Raw genomic sequence first — 15,288 nt, forward strand, 5'->3', positions numbered from 1 at the left:
CGGCCGGCACTAACTGAGCCGGGCCGACCCGTCTGCCGCGACTTCGATTGACGCGCCTGCGATATCGGTATCCGCGATCTGCGCCGCCGCATCCCGGTCTTCGATCTTGGCGAAGGTACGCGCCCCCGCGGGCGTGCGAACGCTCACGAACGTCTGGAATGGAGATCCGTCTCGTCCGTAGTTGACGGTCCAGGCCTCGACGGTCGCTGCCCCCGAATACCCGTCGGCTGCCTCAGTTTTGGGCTCCTGATCGACCTCTGCCTGCACGTCCTCGTACCTGAACCCGGATGCGGGCGGCTCGGTTCCGTAGATTCCGAACGCGTGTTTGGTCAGGTATCCGCCGTTGGCCGTGATCAGCCCCTTCGCACCCGGGAGTTCACGGAGCCGCTCTGCCATGGTGGCGATGGAGTGGGTGACGTAGTTGCACCAGGGACCACCTGCGAACGTGAGCCCACCGGTGACCGTCAGCGGCCGCGCAGGATCATCGAGCGCCAGCCCCAACTCGGTGGCTGCAACCTGCACCGCCGAGGGGAAACACGAGTAGATGTCGATCAGGTCCACATCGTCGGTGCTCAGCCCGGCGATGTCGAACGCACGTCTTCCCGCGAGGCGGATGGCCGGAGACCGGTGCAGCTCATCGCGTTCGCTGAGCGCGAAGGTGTCGTTGGCCTGGCTGCCCGCGAGCGGAAATATCCAGCGGTCCTCCGGAATTCCGAGCCGTCGCGCTGTTTCTACGGACGTCAGCAGCAGCACCGCACCCTGCTCGACCATGTTGTTGGAGTTCATCAGCTTGGTGTAGGGCGAGCTGATCCACCGATTGTCGGGACCCGGCGTAGCGATCTCCTCGGCGGTGTATGCGTCGTTGGACCAGGCGTGAGCGTTGTGTACTGCCACCGCGTTGAACCGCTGCCACAGCTGAGAGATGGCGGTCCGATGTTCCGCGATGGACACACCATTGGCAACCCGGATCGCCTGCTCGAACAGTGGGTACACGTGGCCGGGAGAGATGAGGCCGATGGTGGTCTCGGCGCCGCCCACCTGATCCATCCGGCCGCCGAGAATGGTTGGTTCGGCGATGGATTCGTCTTGAGTGGTCCACGACGGTTGCACTCCCGTGGCCATCATCTTGTTGCGTGAGCGCCACATCTCGGCCCCACCGATGAGAACCACATCGGCGTCCCCGGCCAGAATGTCGGCAGCCGCGTGGTTGACCAACAGCTGCGGCGAGTTGCCGCTGGGACCGGTGTAGAACGTCCGCTTGGGCGCCGCACCCAGACGTTCGCCGAGGAGCGCACCGGGGTCGCGGTACTTCCACGAGAAGATGTTCGCCACCGACACCGTGTCGACGGCCGTGAGCAGGTCCAGCGCCCCTGCGTCCTCGGCGGCCAGCCGGGCCGCTCGCTCCATGAGATCGATGGGCTCGGGGATCTCGGAGAACGGGCTGTCGGCGTCTGTGCGCTGGTTGACCTGTCCGGTACCGACGAGGACCGGCGTGCGAGGGTCGAGGGCCATCAGCCGATGGTAACCAACCACCCGGTTGGCCCCGGAGGGCCTCCCGCTACGTGGGCAATGCCGGACCGGCCCCCTCGATCTGGTTACCCGCGCCCGTCATGTCCTTGAGGTCAACACCGGAACGGCCGATCTCACGCGCCCCCGCTACCAGAGCGGAGACGACCTGCGCCGCCTGGTCATAACCCAGCCCCTCCGGAGGATGAATATTGGATACACAATTACGTTGTGCATCAGTGCATCCCACCATCGGATTGTGTGTGAGGTAGATCCCGACGCTGTCGGCCACCGACAGCCCCGGGCGTTCGCCGATGAGCACCAGCACCGTATCGACGCCCAGCGCGGCACCGATGTGATCCCCCAGTGCCACCCGCGCCTGCGTCGCGATGACGAGTGGCGCGATCGAGTACCCGCGAAGCCGCTGGTGCAGCGCCTGCAATAGCTGCACCCCGTGGTCGTCGAGGGCTCGCGGCGATAGACCGTCGGCGAGCACGATGCCGATATCGGCGTTGGAATCGGAGAGCACATCCAGTGCGCCGTCGGCGGGCGCCCGCCCCAGGTCAGGACGGCGCAGGTATTCGGATCGATCGCCGGCCCGGCTGGTCACCAACAGCGGCGTACCCAACCCGAGTCCGTCGATGCGTCCGGCCAGGGCGCTCGCATCCAGGGGCGTGTGCACCGCGTCCCGGGCGGCCGCGTGCGCGGTCCCGAACTCCAGCACTCGAGTGGTCGGCAACGCATCACCGCTGCGCCCCAACCCGATTCGGGACTGCGTGGATCGACGCAGCGTGTCCCAGATATCGTGTGCGGCACCGTTGCTCGCGACATCGCTCATAACAGCGCTCGCAATGGCGAGTCGCTGACCGCGATTTCACGCAGCCCACCGTCACGCTCCAGCATCCCCATGCGCTCAAGCCATTCGTTGAACTCCGGCGCCGGCCGCAGGCCGAATGTACGGCGCGCGAACAGCGCATCGTGGAAGGACAGGCTCTGATACCCAAGCATGACGTCATCGGCTCCGGGCACGGCGATGACGAATGCAACCCCCGCGGCGGTGAGCACCGTCAGCAGCACATCCATGTCATCTGAATCGGCCTCGGCGTGATTGGTGTAGCAGACGTCCACCCCCATCGGAAGTCCCAGCAGCTTGCCGCAGAAGTGATCCTCCAGCCCGGCCCTGATGATCTGCTTGCCGTCGTAAAGATATTCCGGCCCAATGAATCCCACGACGGTATTGACCAACAGCGGCTCCACCTCGCGCGCGACCGCGTATGCCCTGGCCTCCAGTGTCTGCTGATCAACGGCAACGCCGCCCACCCCGATATGGGCTCCGGCAGAGAGCGCCGATCCCTGCCCCGTCTCCAGGTACATGACGTTGTTGCCCACGGTGCCGCGCCCCAACGAACGCCCGGCCTCGTTCGCCTCACGCAGCAGTGCAAGGTTGACCCCGAAGCTCTCGTTGGCGCCTTCGGTCCCGGCAATCGACTGGAATACCAAGTCCACCGGTAGATTTCGTTCGATGAGTTCCATCGTGGTGGTCACATGTGCCAGCACACACGATTGTGTGGGGATATCGAATCGCAATCGGATGTCGTCGATGAGGCGCAGTAGGTCGGCCGCGGCATGCGGGGAGTCCGTCGCGGGGTTGATGCCGATGACGGCATCACCGCATCCCAGCAGCAGGCCGTCGAGGGTGGCGGCGGCGATACCCCGTGCGTCGTCGGTGGGATGGTTGGGCTGCAATCGGGTCGCCAAAGTGCCCGGTAGACCGATGGTGGTGCGGAAGGCGCTGTGGTTACGTACCGCGGCGCCGACTGCGATGAGGTCCTGATTACGCATCAGCTTGCTGACGGCTGCCACCATCTCAGGGGTCAGTCCAGCGGAAATATCTTTGAGCGACTGTGCCCCATGCGGTTTGGTGATCGTCTCCAGTAGCCAGTCGCGGAAATCGCCGACAGTGAGGTGTGAGATGACGGCAAAGGCCTCAGCATCATGGCTGTCGATGATGAGCCGGGTGACCTCGTCGGTGTCGTACGGGACGATCTCCTCGGAGAGGAACGTCGTCAGCGGCACCTCGGCGAGCGCCCAGCGTGCGGCGGCCCGCTCGGCATCCGACTGCGCCGCACAGCCCGCGAGCTCGTCGCCGGATCGGGGCGGCGAGGCCTTCGCGAGAACCTCGGCGAGCGATCCGAACTGGTAGGTGACCGGCCCTGCGGTGTGGCGAAAAGTGCTCATAATATGCCTATTTCAATTCGTTCTCGGCTTCTGCAAGCGCCGCGAACTCTTCGTCCGGGGAGTTGGCGACCAAGTGGTGTCGGCTATAGAGCCCAAAGTACGCCATAAACAGGATGAACACCCCGAACGTGGCAAAAGCCGCGGTGGTATCGACGATGAAAGTCGCCACTACCGCCGCACACGCGATCACCAGTGCGAACCCGCTGGTGGCGATGCCGCCTGGGGTTCGGTACGGCCGCTGCATCTCGGGCTCGCGAACACGCAGCACAATGTGACTGACCATCATCAGCACATAGCTCAGCGCCGCACCGAAAACCGCCATGTTGAGCAACATCGCGCCTTTGCCACTGAGCGACAAGAGGAATCCGATGACTCCCGGCACGATCAATGCCAGCACGGGAGCCTTCCGGCTGTTGGTGACCGATAGCCGGGTCGGCAGATAACCGGCACGGGACAACGCAAAGGTCTGCCGGCTGTAGGCGTACACGATCGAGAAGAAGCTGGCGATGAGGCCGGCCAGCCCGATGTAGTTGACCGCCTTGGCGACCGTGGTGGTTCCCAGCGCCTCGACCAAGGGATTACCCGACTGTCCCATCGCCTCGGCACCGCCCGCGCCGGGCACCAGGAACAGCACGACCGTCCCGGTGACAACAAGCACCAGCATCGCCATCACGATGCCGCGTGGGATGTTCTTCGCGGGATCTCGCGCTTCCTCGGCCGCAAGCGGCACGCCCTCGATCGCCAGGAACAACCAGATCGCGAACGGCACCGCCGCCCAGATTCCCAAATACCCGTAGGGCAGTAATGCCGATGCGCCCGCTGCTGTTTCATCCACAGGAATGTTGGTCAGGTTCTTCGCGTCGAATCGGCCGACGGCGCCGATCGCAAAGGTGATCAGGCCTACGAGCGCGATCCCGGTGATGATGAACATCGTCCTGAGCGCCTCGCCCGCACCACTGAGATGAATCCCTATGAAGATCGCATACACAGCCAGGTAGATCCACCATCCGTCCTTGAGCCCGAACAGATGCAGTGATTGGACGTAACTTCCGATGAACGTGGCAATGGCGGCCGGAGCTATCGCGTACTCAATGAGAATCGCCGTCCCGGTTGCGAATCCACCCCATGGGCCCAGGGCACGCCGGGCGAAGGTGTAACCACCACCCGCGGTGGGTAGCGCCGACGACATCTCTGCCATGCTGAGCACCATCGACAGATACATCGCGGCGATGACTACCGCCGCGATGGCCATGCCACCGAAACCTCCCTTGCTCAGGCCGGTGTTCCAGCCCGCGTAATCGCCGGAGATCACGTAGCTCACGCCGAGCCCGGCCAGTAGCACCCAGCCGGCGGTCCCCGACCTCAGCTGCCGCCGCGCGAGGTAGTCGGCACCCTCGAGATGCGATTGGACACCCGCATGATCGTGCGCGGCCTCCGGATGTGGACTGACGGTGTCATCGGGAGTTGACATCGTCCAATTGTGCGGCCGATGGCGTGCTCGTGTGCGGTAGACGCCAAGATTCGCATCCTCGTTACGACCACGCAACAAACTGCGCCGCTCGATGCCCGATCATCGCAATTGTGGCCGCCGGTCCGCGGCTCGGAATGGTCGGCATGATCGACCCGTCGATGACGAAGAGCCCGTCGATTCCCCTGACACGACAGTACTTGTCGACGACCGCGTACTTGTCCTCGTCATTACCCATGGGTGCGGTCGCGCACAGATGTTGCGATGTGGACCACCGCGGACCACCGAACCGCCGACCGTACAGCTCGGACACCAGACGGACTCCGTCCCGCAAGCGATCCATATCGGCGGTCTCGCTGTCGTACCTCAAGTCGATGTACACCGGCGCTGCAGGATCGGCCGAACGTAATTCGACTCGACCCCGGCACCTCGGGGTCATCAACGCTACGCCGATCTGCCTGGCATCGGCGCCATTCACCTGAGCACCTGCCATGGCAGCGAATCCTATTGTGTACGGGCGTATCTCGAGACCCGTCTGACGGTCGGTGTGCAAGACGGTGTCCAGTACGGGGTACCCCGGCTGCCCACCATCGCCGGTATCGAGCACCCACTCCGCGTGGTCCATCACGCGGGTCCCCACACCGGGTAGGTCGACAATGGGCTCGACCCCCACCGCGCGCAGGTCATCGGCCGGTCCCACCCCGGAGAGCAGTAGCAGCTTGGCGCTCTCAATCGCACCCGCGCTCAATATGATTCGATCAGCGGTCAGAGTTCGCACCGAGCTCCCCACCGCCACCTGCACCCCGGTGGCACGCCCGCCACCACACAGCACCCGCAATACACGAGTACCGGAGTACACCGCAAGATTGGGGCGCCAGCCCGCTCCCTCCAGATACGCACGCGCCGGCCCGATCCGCACACCGCTGTCGATGTTGAGCGGCACCAATCCCACCCCAACACCGGCCTTGCCGTTGAGGTCTGCCACCACCGGATAGCCGGCTTTGACGGCGAGATCCGCCAGTTCTCTTCCCGCGGCACTCTGTTCGTGCCTGCGCCCGATCGGTATGGGTCCCGATGAGCCGTGTAGCGGATCATCCCGAAAGTCACGATCAGTCTCCATCGCGCGAAAGTCATCACGCACATCCACCCAGGCCCACCCCGGCACCGACCATCCATCGAAATCCGCGGGCCGACCCCGCACGAAGTAACCGCCGTTGATCGCGCCGGAGCCACCCACCACCGATCCGCGCACCAACTCGGCCTGATCACCGGTGGATGTCAACGTGGCCCAGTAGTAGGTGGCTATCTGACTGTCCGGGCCGATCGGCAGACGGTACCCGTCGCGCACACCGTCCTCGTCCGCCGAGGCCGCCGGCCCGGCCTCGACCAGCACCACACGAAACGACGGGTCTTCAGAAAGGCGGCTGGCCAGAATCGAACCCGCGCTGCCCGCGCCCACGATGAGCGCATCCGCGTGGATCGGCCTACTCAGGGCCGTAATTCCGGTCGAAGCGCACCGAGATCGCGCTCCTGCACGATCCCCGACCACAAGCCAATCCCGTAGGCGATGTCGTCAAGACGCTTCAGCAATACGTACTCGAGCAGGCCGATGCGATCATCGGGAGACGCCGAGTTGTCGTTGCGCTTCATCCAATCCACCACGCCGTCAACGATGGCGGCCACCACGAGCACTTGGCGACTGCGCCGCGAGAGTGCGGCGGCCACCAACGCCAATGGCCAGTAATGGCGGCACAACGCGGACGCGATCTGCAACGCAGCACCGCCCACACCCTGGGTGGCCACCCGAAGGACGTCACGCGGCGGGGTGTCCACTCCCCGCAATGTCCGCGCGACACGCCCGGCCGCGAGCGCGGCCATGCCCGCCGCGGCCAGATAGCCCATCCCAGAACCCACCGCCGCCAGAATCCACACCAGCAGTGTCCATCGCGAGATGACCATCGGCGCCACCTTGTCGGGGTGACGCGTCGACAGCGGCGCAGCGCTCATTCCATAAAATGCTTTGCGCGCAAACCATTCTCGAAGTGTCAGTCGATGATCATGAGCCACATGGGACACCGGTTCGTACCGAAGCCGAGACCCCGCCTCGATCAGCCGCCAGCACAGATCCACGTCTTCACCGCATCGCAGCGATTCGTCGAACCCACCGATCTCGTCTATCGCGGCCCGGCGAACCACGATCGCCGCACTGGGGACATACGACACCGGGCCGTACGGAACGACGGGCGCCTCACGAAGGCCGAGGTCCAACGAGGACCTGACCGCCTCATAGCGAGCAATCGCGTTGTCGCTCAAGACTAATCCCACAATCCGGGGGGCGACCAGAGCAACAGCCGGATCACTGAAATGCCCCAACAGTGCCTCCAGCCAGCCGCGCCTAGGCACCACATCCGAGTCAAGGAAGGCGACGAAATCCGTGGTCGCCAGCTTCAGCCCGGTATTGCGGGCCGCTGCCGGGCCCTGACTCTCTTCGTGACGTACCACCGTCACGTCACAGTGCATGCCCTCCAGATCGCACTCCAGGATCGGAATGGTGGAACCGTCGTCGATGACGATCACGCGCATCCCGCGCAACGCCCGTAGCAGCCGACGAAGGCCAAATCCATTGTTAAGGCAAGGAATAACGACGGTCACGTCTCGATATCCGGGCCCACCCGTGGGCCGGGGGTGAGCGACGGTCGCATCCAGCAGCGTCCGGGCAAGCTGCGCGCTGGTCGCGTCACGGACCTCGAGCCGTCCACCGGAAAGCAGGGTCCGCGCGGCCGGAGCCAATCGCAGCAGCCGGGTTGGGGAGCCACCCAGTAGCGCCGAGCCCTCGTCGAGAACGCGAACGCGCCGATCCACCTGTACCGCGAATCCGTCGGGTAACCGTCCGTGCGGTGCGGACACGCCCTGCGCCGGCTCGTCACTGGTGGTCATACCAGCCGCCCGTCCGCGTCGGGTGTCCAACGGCGCACCGCGTCGGCGCATTGTCGAGTCATCGTCGCGAGCATCCGTGCGCCTTCCTGGCTGCTGGCGGTGGTCGGATCTCCGAGCACACCGATGGCGCTCACCGCCGCTACTCCGCCCGCACGCATAGGCGCCATCAGTTCGCGCAGCGGTGCCGAATTTCCGGCGAGCACTTCCTCACGACGCACGTTCTCCGGTGAAATATGTAGCAGTAGAGACGTTTCCACGTGTCCCGCATGAGCATCGCCGCCTTCGACCGCACACGCCCACCACGCGATATCGCGCCCCTCGGAACGCAGCAGCCGCACTGCGGAGACCGTCGCCTCGATATTCCCGCCGTGACCGTTCACGAAGACGATGCGCCGGCACCACTGTGTGGCCGACCGGGCGTACTCAACCAGGACCTGAGTCAGCGCCTCGGTCCCGATCGAGATCGTTCCAGCGAAGGATTGATGTTCTCCGCTGGATCCGTACGCGATGGCCGGGGCGAGAGCGGTCCGACCCTGACCCGTATCGGCCGCCAGCTCCCCGGCCGCCGCGGTAGCCACAGCGTTGGCAATGCGGGTGTCGGTGTCCAGCGGCAAGTGCGGCCCGTGCTGCTCGGTTGAGCCGAGCGGAGTGAACAGCGTAATGGCCGCGTCTGCGAGCTCCGGAGAGATGGCGGTGCTCAAGACAGTCGGAACAGCCACCCGCCGATGGTAGGCCGAATTCACGTCAAATGCATCCAAAGTTGGCGCACACGATCGAGGTCTTTACATCCTTGCTGGCCGTCGGCTTATGCGCTAGGCGCTATTTCGCACCGATTGTCACGCCAGTCCCTGCCGCCACATCGACGACGCCGCCACCGTGTTCGATTCGCGCTGCGCTGAACTAGTGCCGCCCCAGGCCCCGGGCAAATCCCTCGGGGATCAAAAGATCATCTGGCGATAGTTCGTGCACAGACTTTTTGCCAAGTCCCATCAGCGCCGAGTCGATGCCGCCACGCATGATGTCCAGGACGTTCTCGACACCGGACTGACCGGCGGCCGCGAGGCCCCAGAGGTACGCGCGTCCGATCATCACCGCGCGGGCACCAAGGGCCAACGCCTTGACGACGTCACTGCCCCGCCGGATGCCACCATCGAGCAGCACCTCGACATCACCACCGACGGCCGCTGCGATGCCCGGCAATGCCCGAATCGACGCAGGTGTTCCGTCGAGGTTGTTACCACCGTGATTAGACACCGATATCGCCGAAACACCGCAATCTACAGCATGTTTGGCGTCATCGATGCGCATCACACCCTTGAGCATGAACGGACCGTCCCACTGCTCACGCATCCACCGCACGTCATCCCAGGTGGGCGCCGGGGTTCCCATCCACTGCCCGTAGGCATCGAAGAACGGCGGGCCGGCCTCGCCGCGGGCCGCCTGGTTCGGCACCCGCAGGTCCGGGATGTTCATGCCCTTGCCGAACGACCACAGCCAGCCGGGCTTGGTCACCACTTCCGGCGCCAGCCGGATCATCGACCGCAGGTTCATCTTCTCGGGTATGGACGGGCTCCCCCAGTCGCGACCGTGCGAGAAGCTCCAGTCCAGGGTGGCGATAAGCCCCACCGCTCCAGCATCTTTCGCGCGCTGGATGCGCCGAGCCACATCGTCGCGTCCGCCCAGCCAGTAGATCTGAAAGTGCGTCTTCGGATTGGCAGCCACCACGTCCTCGATGGGCTTGCTCGCAAAGGACGACAGCCCCATGGCGGTTCCACGCGCGGCGGCCGCCCGCGCCACAGCCACCTCACCATCGGGATCCACCGCCTGAACGCCGGTTGGCGAAATCATCACCGGCAGTGAAATCTCTTGCCCCAACACTGTTGTCGACAGTTCACGGTCCGGCTGAATGCCGACGACGTGGGGCTCGAATCCAAGCTCCCCGAACGCCTCGACGTTGTCGCTGACCGTCAGCCCCTTCTCACTGGCCGAGATCAGCGAGCTGTAGACGGACTTCGGCAGCCGCTTCTTGGCCCGCTGCTGGGCAATCGCGACCGTTTCGAACCATGTGTTGCGCGCCATCTACCGTCCTGCTCGTACGTTGGAAAGGGGGTTCTCGTCGCACGCGCGCGATGGGGGCCGGCGAGTCAGGGTCAGCGCAACTGGGCCCGAGGCCGGGCTGCGTTTACCCTTCGAATGCGAATGGTCCCCACTGGGTTTGGGCACGACGCGATCTGCGGCCAGGGCCGCCTCGCCGTAGCCCTGTACGCATTCCGGGTCGGGTCCATCCATCGGCAAGCCGGTAAAGAACTTCGCCGCCATGCAGCCGCCCCGGCAGCTGTCATAATGCCCACAGCTGCCGCACGCGCCCGCGGACTGTGGCTCGCGCAACTCGTTGAACAACTGTGAGTGCTTCCACACCTCATCAAATCCACCATCAGACACCACATTTCCGGCCATGAACCGATCGTGGATGGCAAATGGGCACGCGTAGACATCACCGACCGGATCGATCAGGCACACCACCCGGCCAGCACCGCACATGTTCAGGCCTGGCAAACCACCGGAGCCATCGCCGTACGCCGACAGGTGGAAGAAGGAATCACCCGTGAGCACCCGCTCACCATTGAGCACCAGCCAGTCGTACAGCTGACGCTGCTGCGCAGGGGTGGGGTGCAGTTCGTCCCACACATCGGCACCGCGCCCGGAAGGCCGCAACCGTGTAATCCGCAGCGTTGCACCGTATTTTGCCGCCAGATCCGCGAACTCGTCGAGCTGGTCCACGTTGTGACGAGTGACCACCACCGAGATCTTGGCGTCCTTGAAGCCGGCGGCAGCCAGATTCTCCAGCGCGCGTACCGCCATGGCGAACGATCCCGCGCCGCGCACGGCGTCGTTCACCTCTGCGGTCGCGCCGTCCAGCGAGATCTGCACATCGACGTAATCGCTCGCGGCCAGCCGCGCCGCCACCTCCTCGGTGATGCGCACACCGTTGGTCGAGAACTTGACCCCCACATGGTGCTCGGTCGCATAGTCGACGAGCTCCCAAAAGTCTGAGCGCACAGTGGGTTCCCCGCCACCAATGTTCACGTAGAACACCTGCATGCGTTCGAGCTCGTCGATGATGCCCTTGCACTGCGCGGTGGACAGCTCGCGCGGATCACGCTTGCCCGACGATGACAGGCAGTGCACACAGGACAGGTTGCAGGCGTAGGTCAGTTCCCAGGTGAGGCAGATGGGAGCATCCAGTCCCTGTTCGAACTGATCCACCAGGCGGGGTACAGCGGGAGCGCTCATCAAGCGTCCTCTCGGGTCACGATCATCGTCGAATCCGCCAGCACGGCCAGTGCCCGCTGGTATGCAGCGGCCTGGCCGTCTTCGACACCGGCGGCGCGCCAAGCATTCTCAGCGCTGGTGTGGTCGGGAAGCGATTGCACGATCTGCAGCAGCGTGCGGTTCTTCAGGAAGGACAGCTTGCGGGTGCCGAAGTGGTAGAGCAGCGCCCCAAACGGCTCGGGGCGCAACGACACCTGGGGGTGCAACTGCCAGGGCCGGGTCCAATCGAAACCGGAGGGCGCCTCGTCAATCATGGCGCTCATCGAGGTGGGGCGTCTCAGTAGACGCCGCACATCCCGTCGATCGACACCTCTTCGACCAGCGATTCCTGCACCAACTCGGTGTCGGTGGTCTGTCCGGCGACAGTGGTGGGCTCGGCCATCTGTTCACTCCCTTGTGAGTCTGGACTGTGGCAACGATCACGATAATAATGGCATCGAGTGCAGAAAGGGAAGAGGGTGGCTGGAAATGGCACAGTTCTCGGCATGAGTGCGCAGCCGGCGCGCGTGGGACGGCGCCCTTCGACAACCCGGGATGAGATCACCGCAGTTGCCATGGCACTGTTCGCGCAGCGCAACTTCGACGACGTGAGCGTCGACGACATCGCCGCAGCGGCCGGTATCGCCCGGCGTACGGTGTTTCGTTACTACAGCTCCAAGAACGCAATCGTGTGGGGAGACTTCGACTCCCATCTTGAGGTGATGCGCGCACTGCTGGAGAAGACACCGGACACGGTGGATATCAGCACGGCCCTGCGCCAGGCATTGCTGACATTCAACGACTTTCCGGCCGATGAGACCCCGCGCCACCGCATGCGGATGCGGCTGATCTTGGAAGTCCCTGCGTTACAGGCATACTCGATGCTGATGTACACCGGCTGGCGCGACGTCATCGCGCAGTTCGTGGCCGCACGCACCGGCACCGATCCCGGCACCCTCTTACCGCAGACCGTTGCCTGGACCCTGCTCGGAGTGGCACTCGCCGCTTACGAACAATGGCTCGCCGACGAGTCCGCCACGCTCACCACACTGCTCGGCAAGGGCCTCGATGCCGCAGAGGTGGGTCTGCGCGGGCTGGACTGAGCTCGCGGGCGGAAGGAACAGGCGCTACTCCAGCACGTCGGCGATGGGCGTTCCCGCGGCGATCTTGGCCCGCATCTTCATCACCGGGCCGGCCATCCCGCAGCCGACGACGCCGGTGAGCACACCGTCGCGCTCCAGATATGCCAGGAATTTCCGGCCGTCATCGGAAATGAGATGCACGGTATCCGCGTCGCCGAGATGTCCGAGCGACTGGATCTTCACGTCGTACTGATCGCTCCAAAAGTACGGCACGGCAGCCGCATTCGCCGCCGGCTCTTGACCGAGTAAGGCGGGTACGAGCGCGCGGACTTGATCGGCGACATTGCTCCAATGCTCCACCCGGCTGGGGCGGCCGTCAGCATCCGCCCACGCGGCCACATCGCCCAACGCCCAGACATGCGGGGTGCCGGTACGGCCCACCGCATCGCACACCACGCCGTTGTTCACCTCGACGCCCGACCCGTCCAACCAGTCCGTGGCGGGCCGGCTCCCGATACCCAGCACGACGAGATCGGAGTCCAGGCGCGTGCCGTCGGACAAGGTGACGGACTGAACCCGCCCGTCTCCCTCGACCGCGTCTACGCCTACTCCCACCCGAACGTCTACGCCCTCATTGCGATGCAGCCGGGCAACCAGGTCGCCGAGCTGCTGTCCGATCGCCGCCAGCAGCGGAGCCGGTTGCGGTTCGACGAGAACCACATCAACTCCGTTGGCACGCAATGTGGACGCGACCTCACACCCGATGAATCCAGCCCCGACCACCACCGCTCGCCGCGCCTTCTCGGCGTCGCCTCGCAGCGCGAAGCTGTCATCGGCGGTGCGCAGGACGTGGATGCCGTCCAGCTCGGGGAAGGCAGCGATACGCCGGGGAACGAGGCCGGTCGCGATGACGGCCTCTCCGTACTCCAGGGTGCTGCCGTCATCCAGCGTGGCCGTCCGGGCAGCAGGGTCCAGCGCGACCACCTTGGCACCGAGTCGCAGCTCAATCTGCTTCTCGTCGTAAAACTCTCGCGGCTTGAGCACTACCGCATCGATTGTCTTCTCCGCGTCCCGCAAGACGTCCTTGGACAGCGGCGGACGGTCGTAGGGCAAGTGCGCCTCGCTGCTCACGATGGTGATCGGCCCGGAGAACTCGGCGCGGCGTAACTGTTCGGCGGTTCGTACCGCCCCCAGCCCGCCGCCGATGATCAGTACCCCTCGATCCGCATCGCTCATGGGTTTCTTCTTACACGACTGGACACGGGCAATGTCAGGCCTATCGCCCCTGCCTCTTACCCCTGGACCTGCGCCCGGTCCACCAGGTTGGAAAGCACCACGATGCTCTCGGTGCGGTCGATGTCCCCACTGGCACGGATGCGTTCCAGCGCACGCTCGAGGTGCTGGATATCGCGTGCCAGCACCCGCAACATCGCATCGGAGGTTCCGGTCACCGTCGCGGCACTGACGACCTCGGGAATGTCGATCCATGCCCGCCGCAAGGCTTCCGGCGTGATGGTGCCCTGGCAGTACACCTGGACGTAGGCCTCGGTGTTCCAGCCCACGGCAGCGCGATCCACCACGGTGGTGAACCCCTTGATCACCCCCGTCGCAACCAGCCGGTCGACACGACGCTTGACCGCGGGGGCCGACAGGTTGACCTCCTCACCGATCTCGGCGAACGTCGCCCGAGCATTGCGCATCAACAGCGTCACAATCCGCTCATCGGTGGCATCGAGCTCGGCCATTCACGTTCCTCCTCCGGCAACCTTGCTCAGTTCTGCAATAGAATGCCAAATTCACAGCTTGGACGCAATGAATCGCGGTGACTCAGACAACGTATAGAGATTGATTGCGGAAATTGCCTCTCCTACGCTCAGCGCATGACCGTTGTGCACGAGGGTGGACACCCGGCCGGCTCCCCCATCCAACAGCCAGACAGAACACCGACGACGCGTCACTACGTGATGGTGCCGCCGACGTACTACACCGTCGAATACGCGATCAATCCCTGGATGGACATATCCAACCCGGTCGATCCGACGTTGGCCACCGCCCAGTGGGATACGTTGCGCGCCACCTACGAACGCCTGGGCCACACGGTGGACATCCTGCCTCCCGTAGCGGGCCTACCGGACATGGTCTACGCGGCCAACGGCGGAGTCGTGCTGCGGGGCAACGCCGTTGTCGCACGGTTCACCCACCGCGAACGCGCCGGCGAATCCGCCGCACATGCCGAATGGATGCGTGTGCACGGACTGCGCGCCATGCATACCCGGTACACCAATGAGGGCCAGGGCGACTTCCTGCTGGCGGGCGACGTCATGTTGGCCGGCACGGGTTTCCGCACCGACGTCCGGTCTCATGTGGAAGTGGCGCGAATGCTCGACATTCCCGTGGTAACACTGGAGCTCGTCGATCCGCGGTTCTATCACCTGGATACCGCGCTGGCCGTACTGGATCCGCAGACCGTGGCGTACTACCCGCAGGCGTTCAGTGAGGCCTCGCAAGCCCGGCTGCGGTTCATGTACCCCAACGCGATCATCGCCAGCTCGACCGACGCCTACGTGCTCGGGATGAACGCGGTGTCCGACGGTCGCCACGTCATGCTGCCCGCCACCGCGACCGGATTCGCCGAACAACTCCGCACCGCCGGATTCGAACCGATCGGTATCGATCTCTCCGAGCTTCTCAAGGGTGGCGGTTCGGTGAAATGCTGCACGCTGGAGCTGCACTCGTGACCGTCAC

At 64.7% G+C, this 15,288-nt stretch carries 15 protein-coding genes; 2 read left to right on the forward strand and 13 right to left on the reverse strand.

What is annotated here, in order from left to right; translation table 11 throughout:
• Positions 1-9: 9 nt before the first annotated feature.
• From AOT87_RS21800 to mftA, 11 genes are all read right to left on the reverse strand, one after another.
• Positions 10-1,512: an acetyl-CoA acetyltransferase gene (locus AOT87_RS21800; RefSeq protein ID WP_057967465.1), complete on the reverse strand. Its 1,503-nt coding sequence runs from the start codon at positions 1,510-1,512 to the stop codon at positions 10-12.
• A 46-nt stretch (positions 1,513-1,558) separates the two neighbouring features.
• Positions 1,559-2,344: an ethanolamine ammonia-lyase subunit EutC gene (gene eutC / locus AOT87_RS21805; RefSeq protein ID WP_057967464.1), complete on the reverse strand. Its 786-nt coding sequence runs from the start codon at positions 2,342-2,344 to the stop codon at positions 1,559-1,561.
• Positions 2,341-3,744 (reverse strand): ethanolamine ammonia-lyase subunit EutB, encoded by a 1,404-nt coding sequence (locus AOT87_RS21810; protein ID WP_057967463.1) that lies wholly within the window; start codon positions 3,742-3,744, stop codon positions 2,341-2,343. Before AOT87_RS21810 ends, eutC begins: the two co-directional genes overlap by 4 nt.
• Positions 3,745-3,751: 7 nt before the next feature.
• Positions 3,752-5,215, reverse strand: coding sequence for an ethanolamine permease (gene eat / locus AOT87_RS21815; protein WP_057967462.1), 1,464 nt, complete (start codon positions 5,213-5,215; stop codon positions 3,752-3,754).
• 61 nt (positions 5,216-5,276) lie between these two features.
• Positions 5,277-6,674: a mycofactocin system GMC family oxidoreductase MftG gene (gene mftG, locus AOT87_RS21820; RefSeq protein WP_256364542.1), complete on the reverse strand. Its 1,398-nt coding sequence runs from the start codon at positions 6,672-6,674 to the stop codon at positions 5,277-5,279.
• 26 nt (positions 6,675-6,700) lie between these two features.
• Positions 6,701-8,149: a mycofactocin biosynthesis glycosyltransferase MftF gene (gene mftF / locus AOT87_RS21825; protein WP_081343347.1), complete on the reverse strand. Its 1,449-nt coding sequence runs from the start codon at positions 8,147-8,149 to the stop codon at positions 6,701-6,703.
• Complete coding sequence (gene mftE, locus AOT87_RS21830; RefSeq protein WP_057967460.1) at positions 8,146-8,892, reverse strand: mycofactocin biosynthesis peptidyl-dipeptidase MftE; 747 nt, start codon at positions 8,890-8,892, stop codon at positions 8,146-8,148. Before mftE ends, mftF begins: the two co-directional genes overlap by 4 nt.
• A 157-nt stretch (positions 8,893-9,049) precedes the next feature.
• Complete coding sequence (gene mftD / locus AOT87_RS21835) at positions 9,050-10,228, reverse strand: pre-mycofactocin synthase MftD (protein WP_057967459.1); 1,179 nt, start codon at positions 10,226-10,228, stop codon at positions 9,050-9,052.
• Complete coding sequence (gene mftC, locus AOT87_RS21840; RefSeq protein ID WP_057967458.1) at positions 10,229-11,443, reverse strand: mycofactocin radical SAM maturase; 1,215 nt, start codon at positions 11,441-11,443, stop codon at positions 10,229-10,231.
• Complete coding sequence (mftB, locus tag AOT87_RS21845; RefSeq protein ID WP_057967457.1) at positions 11,443-11,745, reverse strand: mycofactocin biosynthesis chaperone MftB; 303 nt, start codon at positions 11,743-11,745, stop codon at positions 11,443-11,445. The genes mftC and mftB overlap by 1 nt, the downstream gene beginning before the upstream one ends.
• A 14-nt stretch (positions 11,746-11,759) precedes the next feature.
• Positions 11,760-11,864 carry a mycofactocin precursor MftA gene (gene mftA / locus AOT87_RS21850; RefSeq protein WP_030096679.1) on the reverse strand — a complete coding sequence of 35 codons (105 nt, stop codon included), beginning with the start codon at positions 11,862-11,864 and terminating at the stop codon, positions 11,760-11,762.
• A gap of 103 nt (positions 11,865-11,967) precedes the next feature.
• On the opposite strand from mftA, the gene mftR reads away from it, so the two are divergent.
• Positions 11,968-12,564 (forward strand): mycofactocin system transcriptional regulator, encoded by a 597-nt coding sequence (gene mftR, locus AOT87_RS21855; RefSeq protein WP_057967456.1) that lies wholly within the window; start codon positions 11,968-11,970, stop codon positions 12,562-12,564.
• Between the two features lie 24 nt (positions 12,565-12,588).
• On the opposite strand, the gene AOT87_RS21860 is transcribed toward mftR, so the two are convergent.
• The gene (locus tag AOT87_RS21860) at positions 12,589-13,779 is read right to left on the reverse strand and encodes an FAD-dependent oxidoreductase (RefSeq protein ID WP_057967455.1); all 1,191 of its coding nucleotides are present in this window, start codon (positions 13,777-13,779) and stop codon (positions 12,589-12,591) included.
• 56 nt (positions 13,780-13,835) lie between these two features.
• Positions 13,836-14,288 (reverse strand): Lrp/AsnC family transcriptional regulator, encoded by a 453-nt coding sequence (locus AOT87_RS21865; protein ID WP_030096676.1) that lies wholly within the window; start codon positions 14,286-14,288, stop codon positions 13,836-13,838.
• 135 nt (positions 14,289-14,423) lie between these two features.
• On the opposite strand from AOT87_RS21865, the gene ddaH reads away from it, so the two are divergent.
• Complete coding sequence (ddaH, locus tag AOT87_RS21870; RefSeq protein ID WP_109398678.1) at positions 14,424-15,281, forward strand: dimethylargininase; 858 nt, start codon at positions 14,424-14,426, stop codon at positions 15,279-15,281.
• Positions 15,282-15,288: the final 7 nt, after the last annotated feature.

This window comes from Mycobacteroides sp. H003 (assembly GCF_001440135.1).
Lineage (GTDB): Bacteria > Actinomycetota > Actinomycetes > Mycobacteriales > Mycobacteriaceae > Mycobacterium > Mycobacterium gwanakae.

Coding starts and splice junctions, on each gene's coding strand:
- mftA (WP_030096679.1), bottom strand. CDS start 11,864: ATGGCCGAGCCCACCACTGTCGCCGGACAGACCACCGACACCGAGTTG.
- AOT87_RS21810 (WP_057967463.1), bottom strand. CDS start 3,744: ATGAGCACTTTTCGCCACACCGCAGGGCCGGTCACCTACCAGTTCGGA.
- mftF (WP_081343347.1), bottom strand. CDS start 8,149: ATGACCACCAGTGACGAGCCGGCGCAGGGCGTGTCCGCACCGCACGGA.
- eat (WP_057967462.1), bottom strand. CDS start 5,215: ATGTCAACTCCCGATGACACCGTCAGTCCACATCCGGAGGCCGCGCAC.
- mftD (WP_057967459.1), bottom strand. CDS start 10,228: ATGGCGCGCAACACATGGTTCGAAACGGTCGCGATTGCCCAGCAGCGG.
- AOT87_RS21860 (WP_057967455.1), bottom strand. CDS start 13,779: ATGAGCGATGCGGATCGAGGGGTACTGATCATCGGCGGCGGGCTGGGG.
- mftC (WP_057967458.1), bottom strand. CDS start 11,443: ATGAGCGCTCCCGCTGTACCCCGCCTGGTGGATCAGTTCGAACAGGGA.
- AOT87_RS21800 (WP_057967465.1), bottom strand. CDS start 1,512: ATGGCCCTCGACCCTCGCACGCCGGTCCTCGTCGGTACCGGACAGGTC.
- mftR (WP_057967456.1), top strand. CDS start 11,968: ATGAGTGCGCAGCCGGCGCGCGTGGGACGGCGCCCTTCGACAACCCGG.
- AOT87_RS21865 (WP_030096676.1), bottom strand. CDS start 14,288: ATGGCCGAGCTCGATGCCACCGATGAGCGGATTGTGACGCTGTTGATG.
- ddaH (WP_109398678.1), top strand. CDS start 14,424: ATGACCGTTGTGCACGAGGGTGGACACCCGGCCGGCTCCCCCATCCAA.
- eutC (WP_057967464.1), bottom strand. CDS start 2,344: ATGAGCGATGTCGCGAGCAACGGTGCCGCACACGATATCTGGGACACG.
- mftB (WP_057967457.1), bottom strand. CDS start 11,745: ATGAGCGCCATGATTGACGAGGCGCCCTCCGGTTTCGATTGGACCCGG.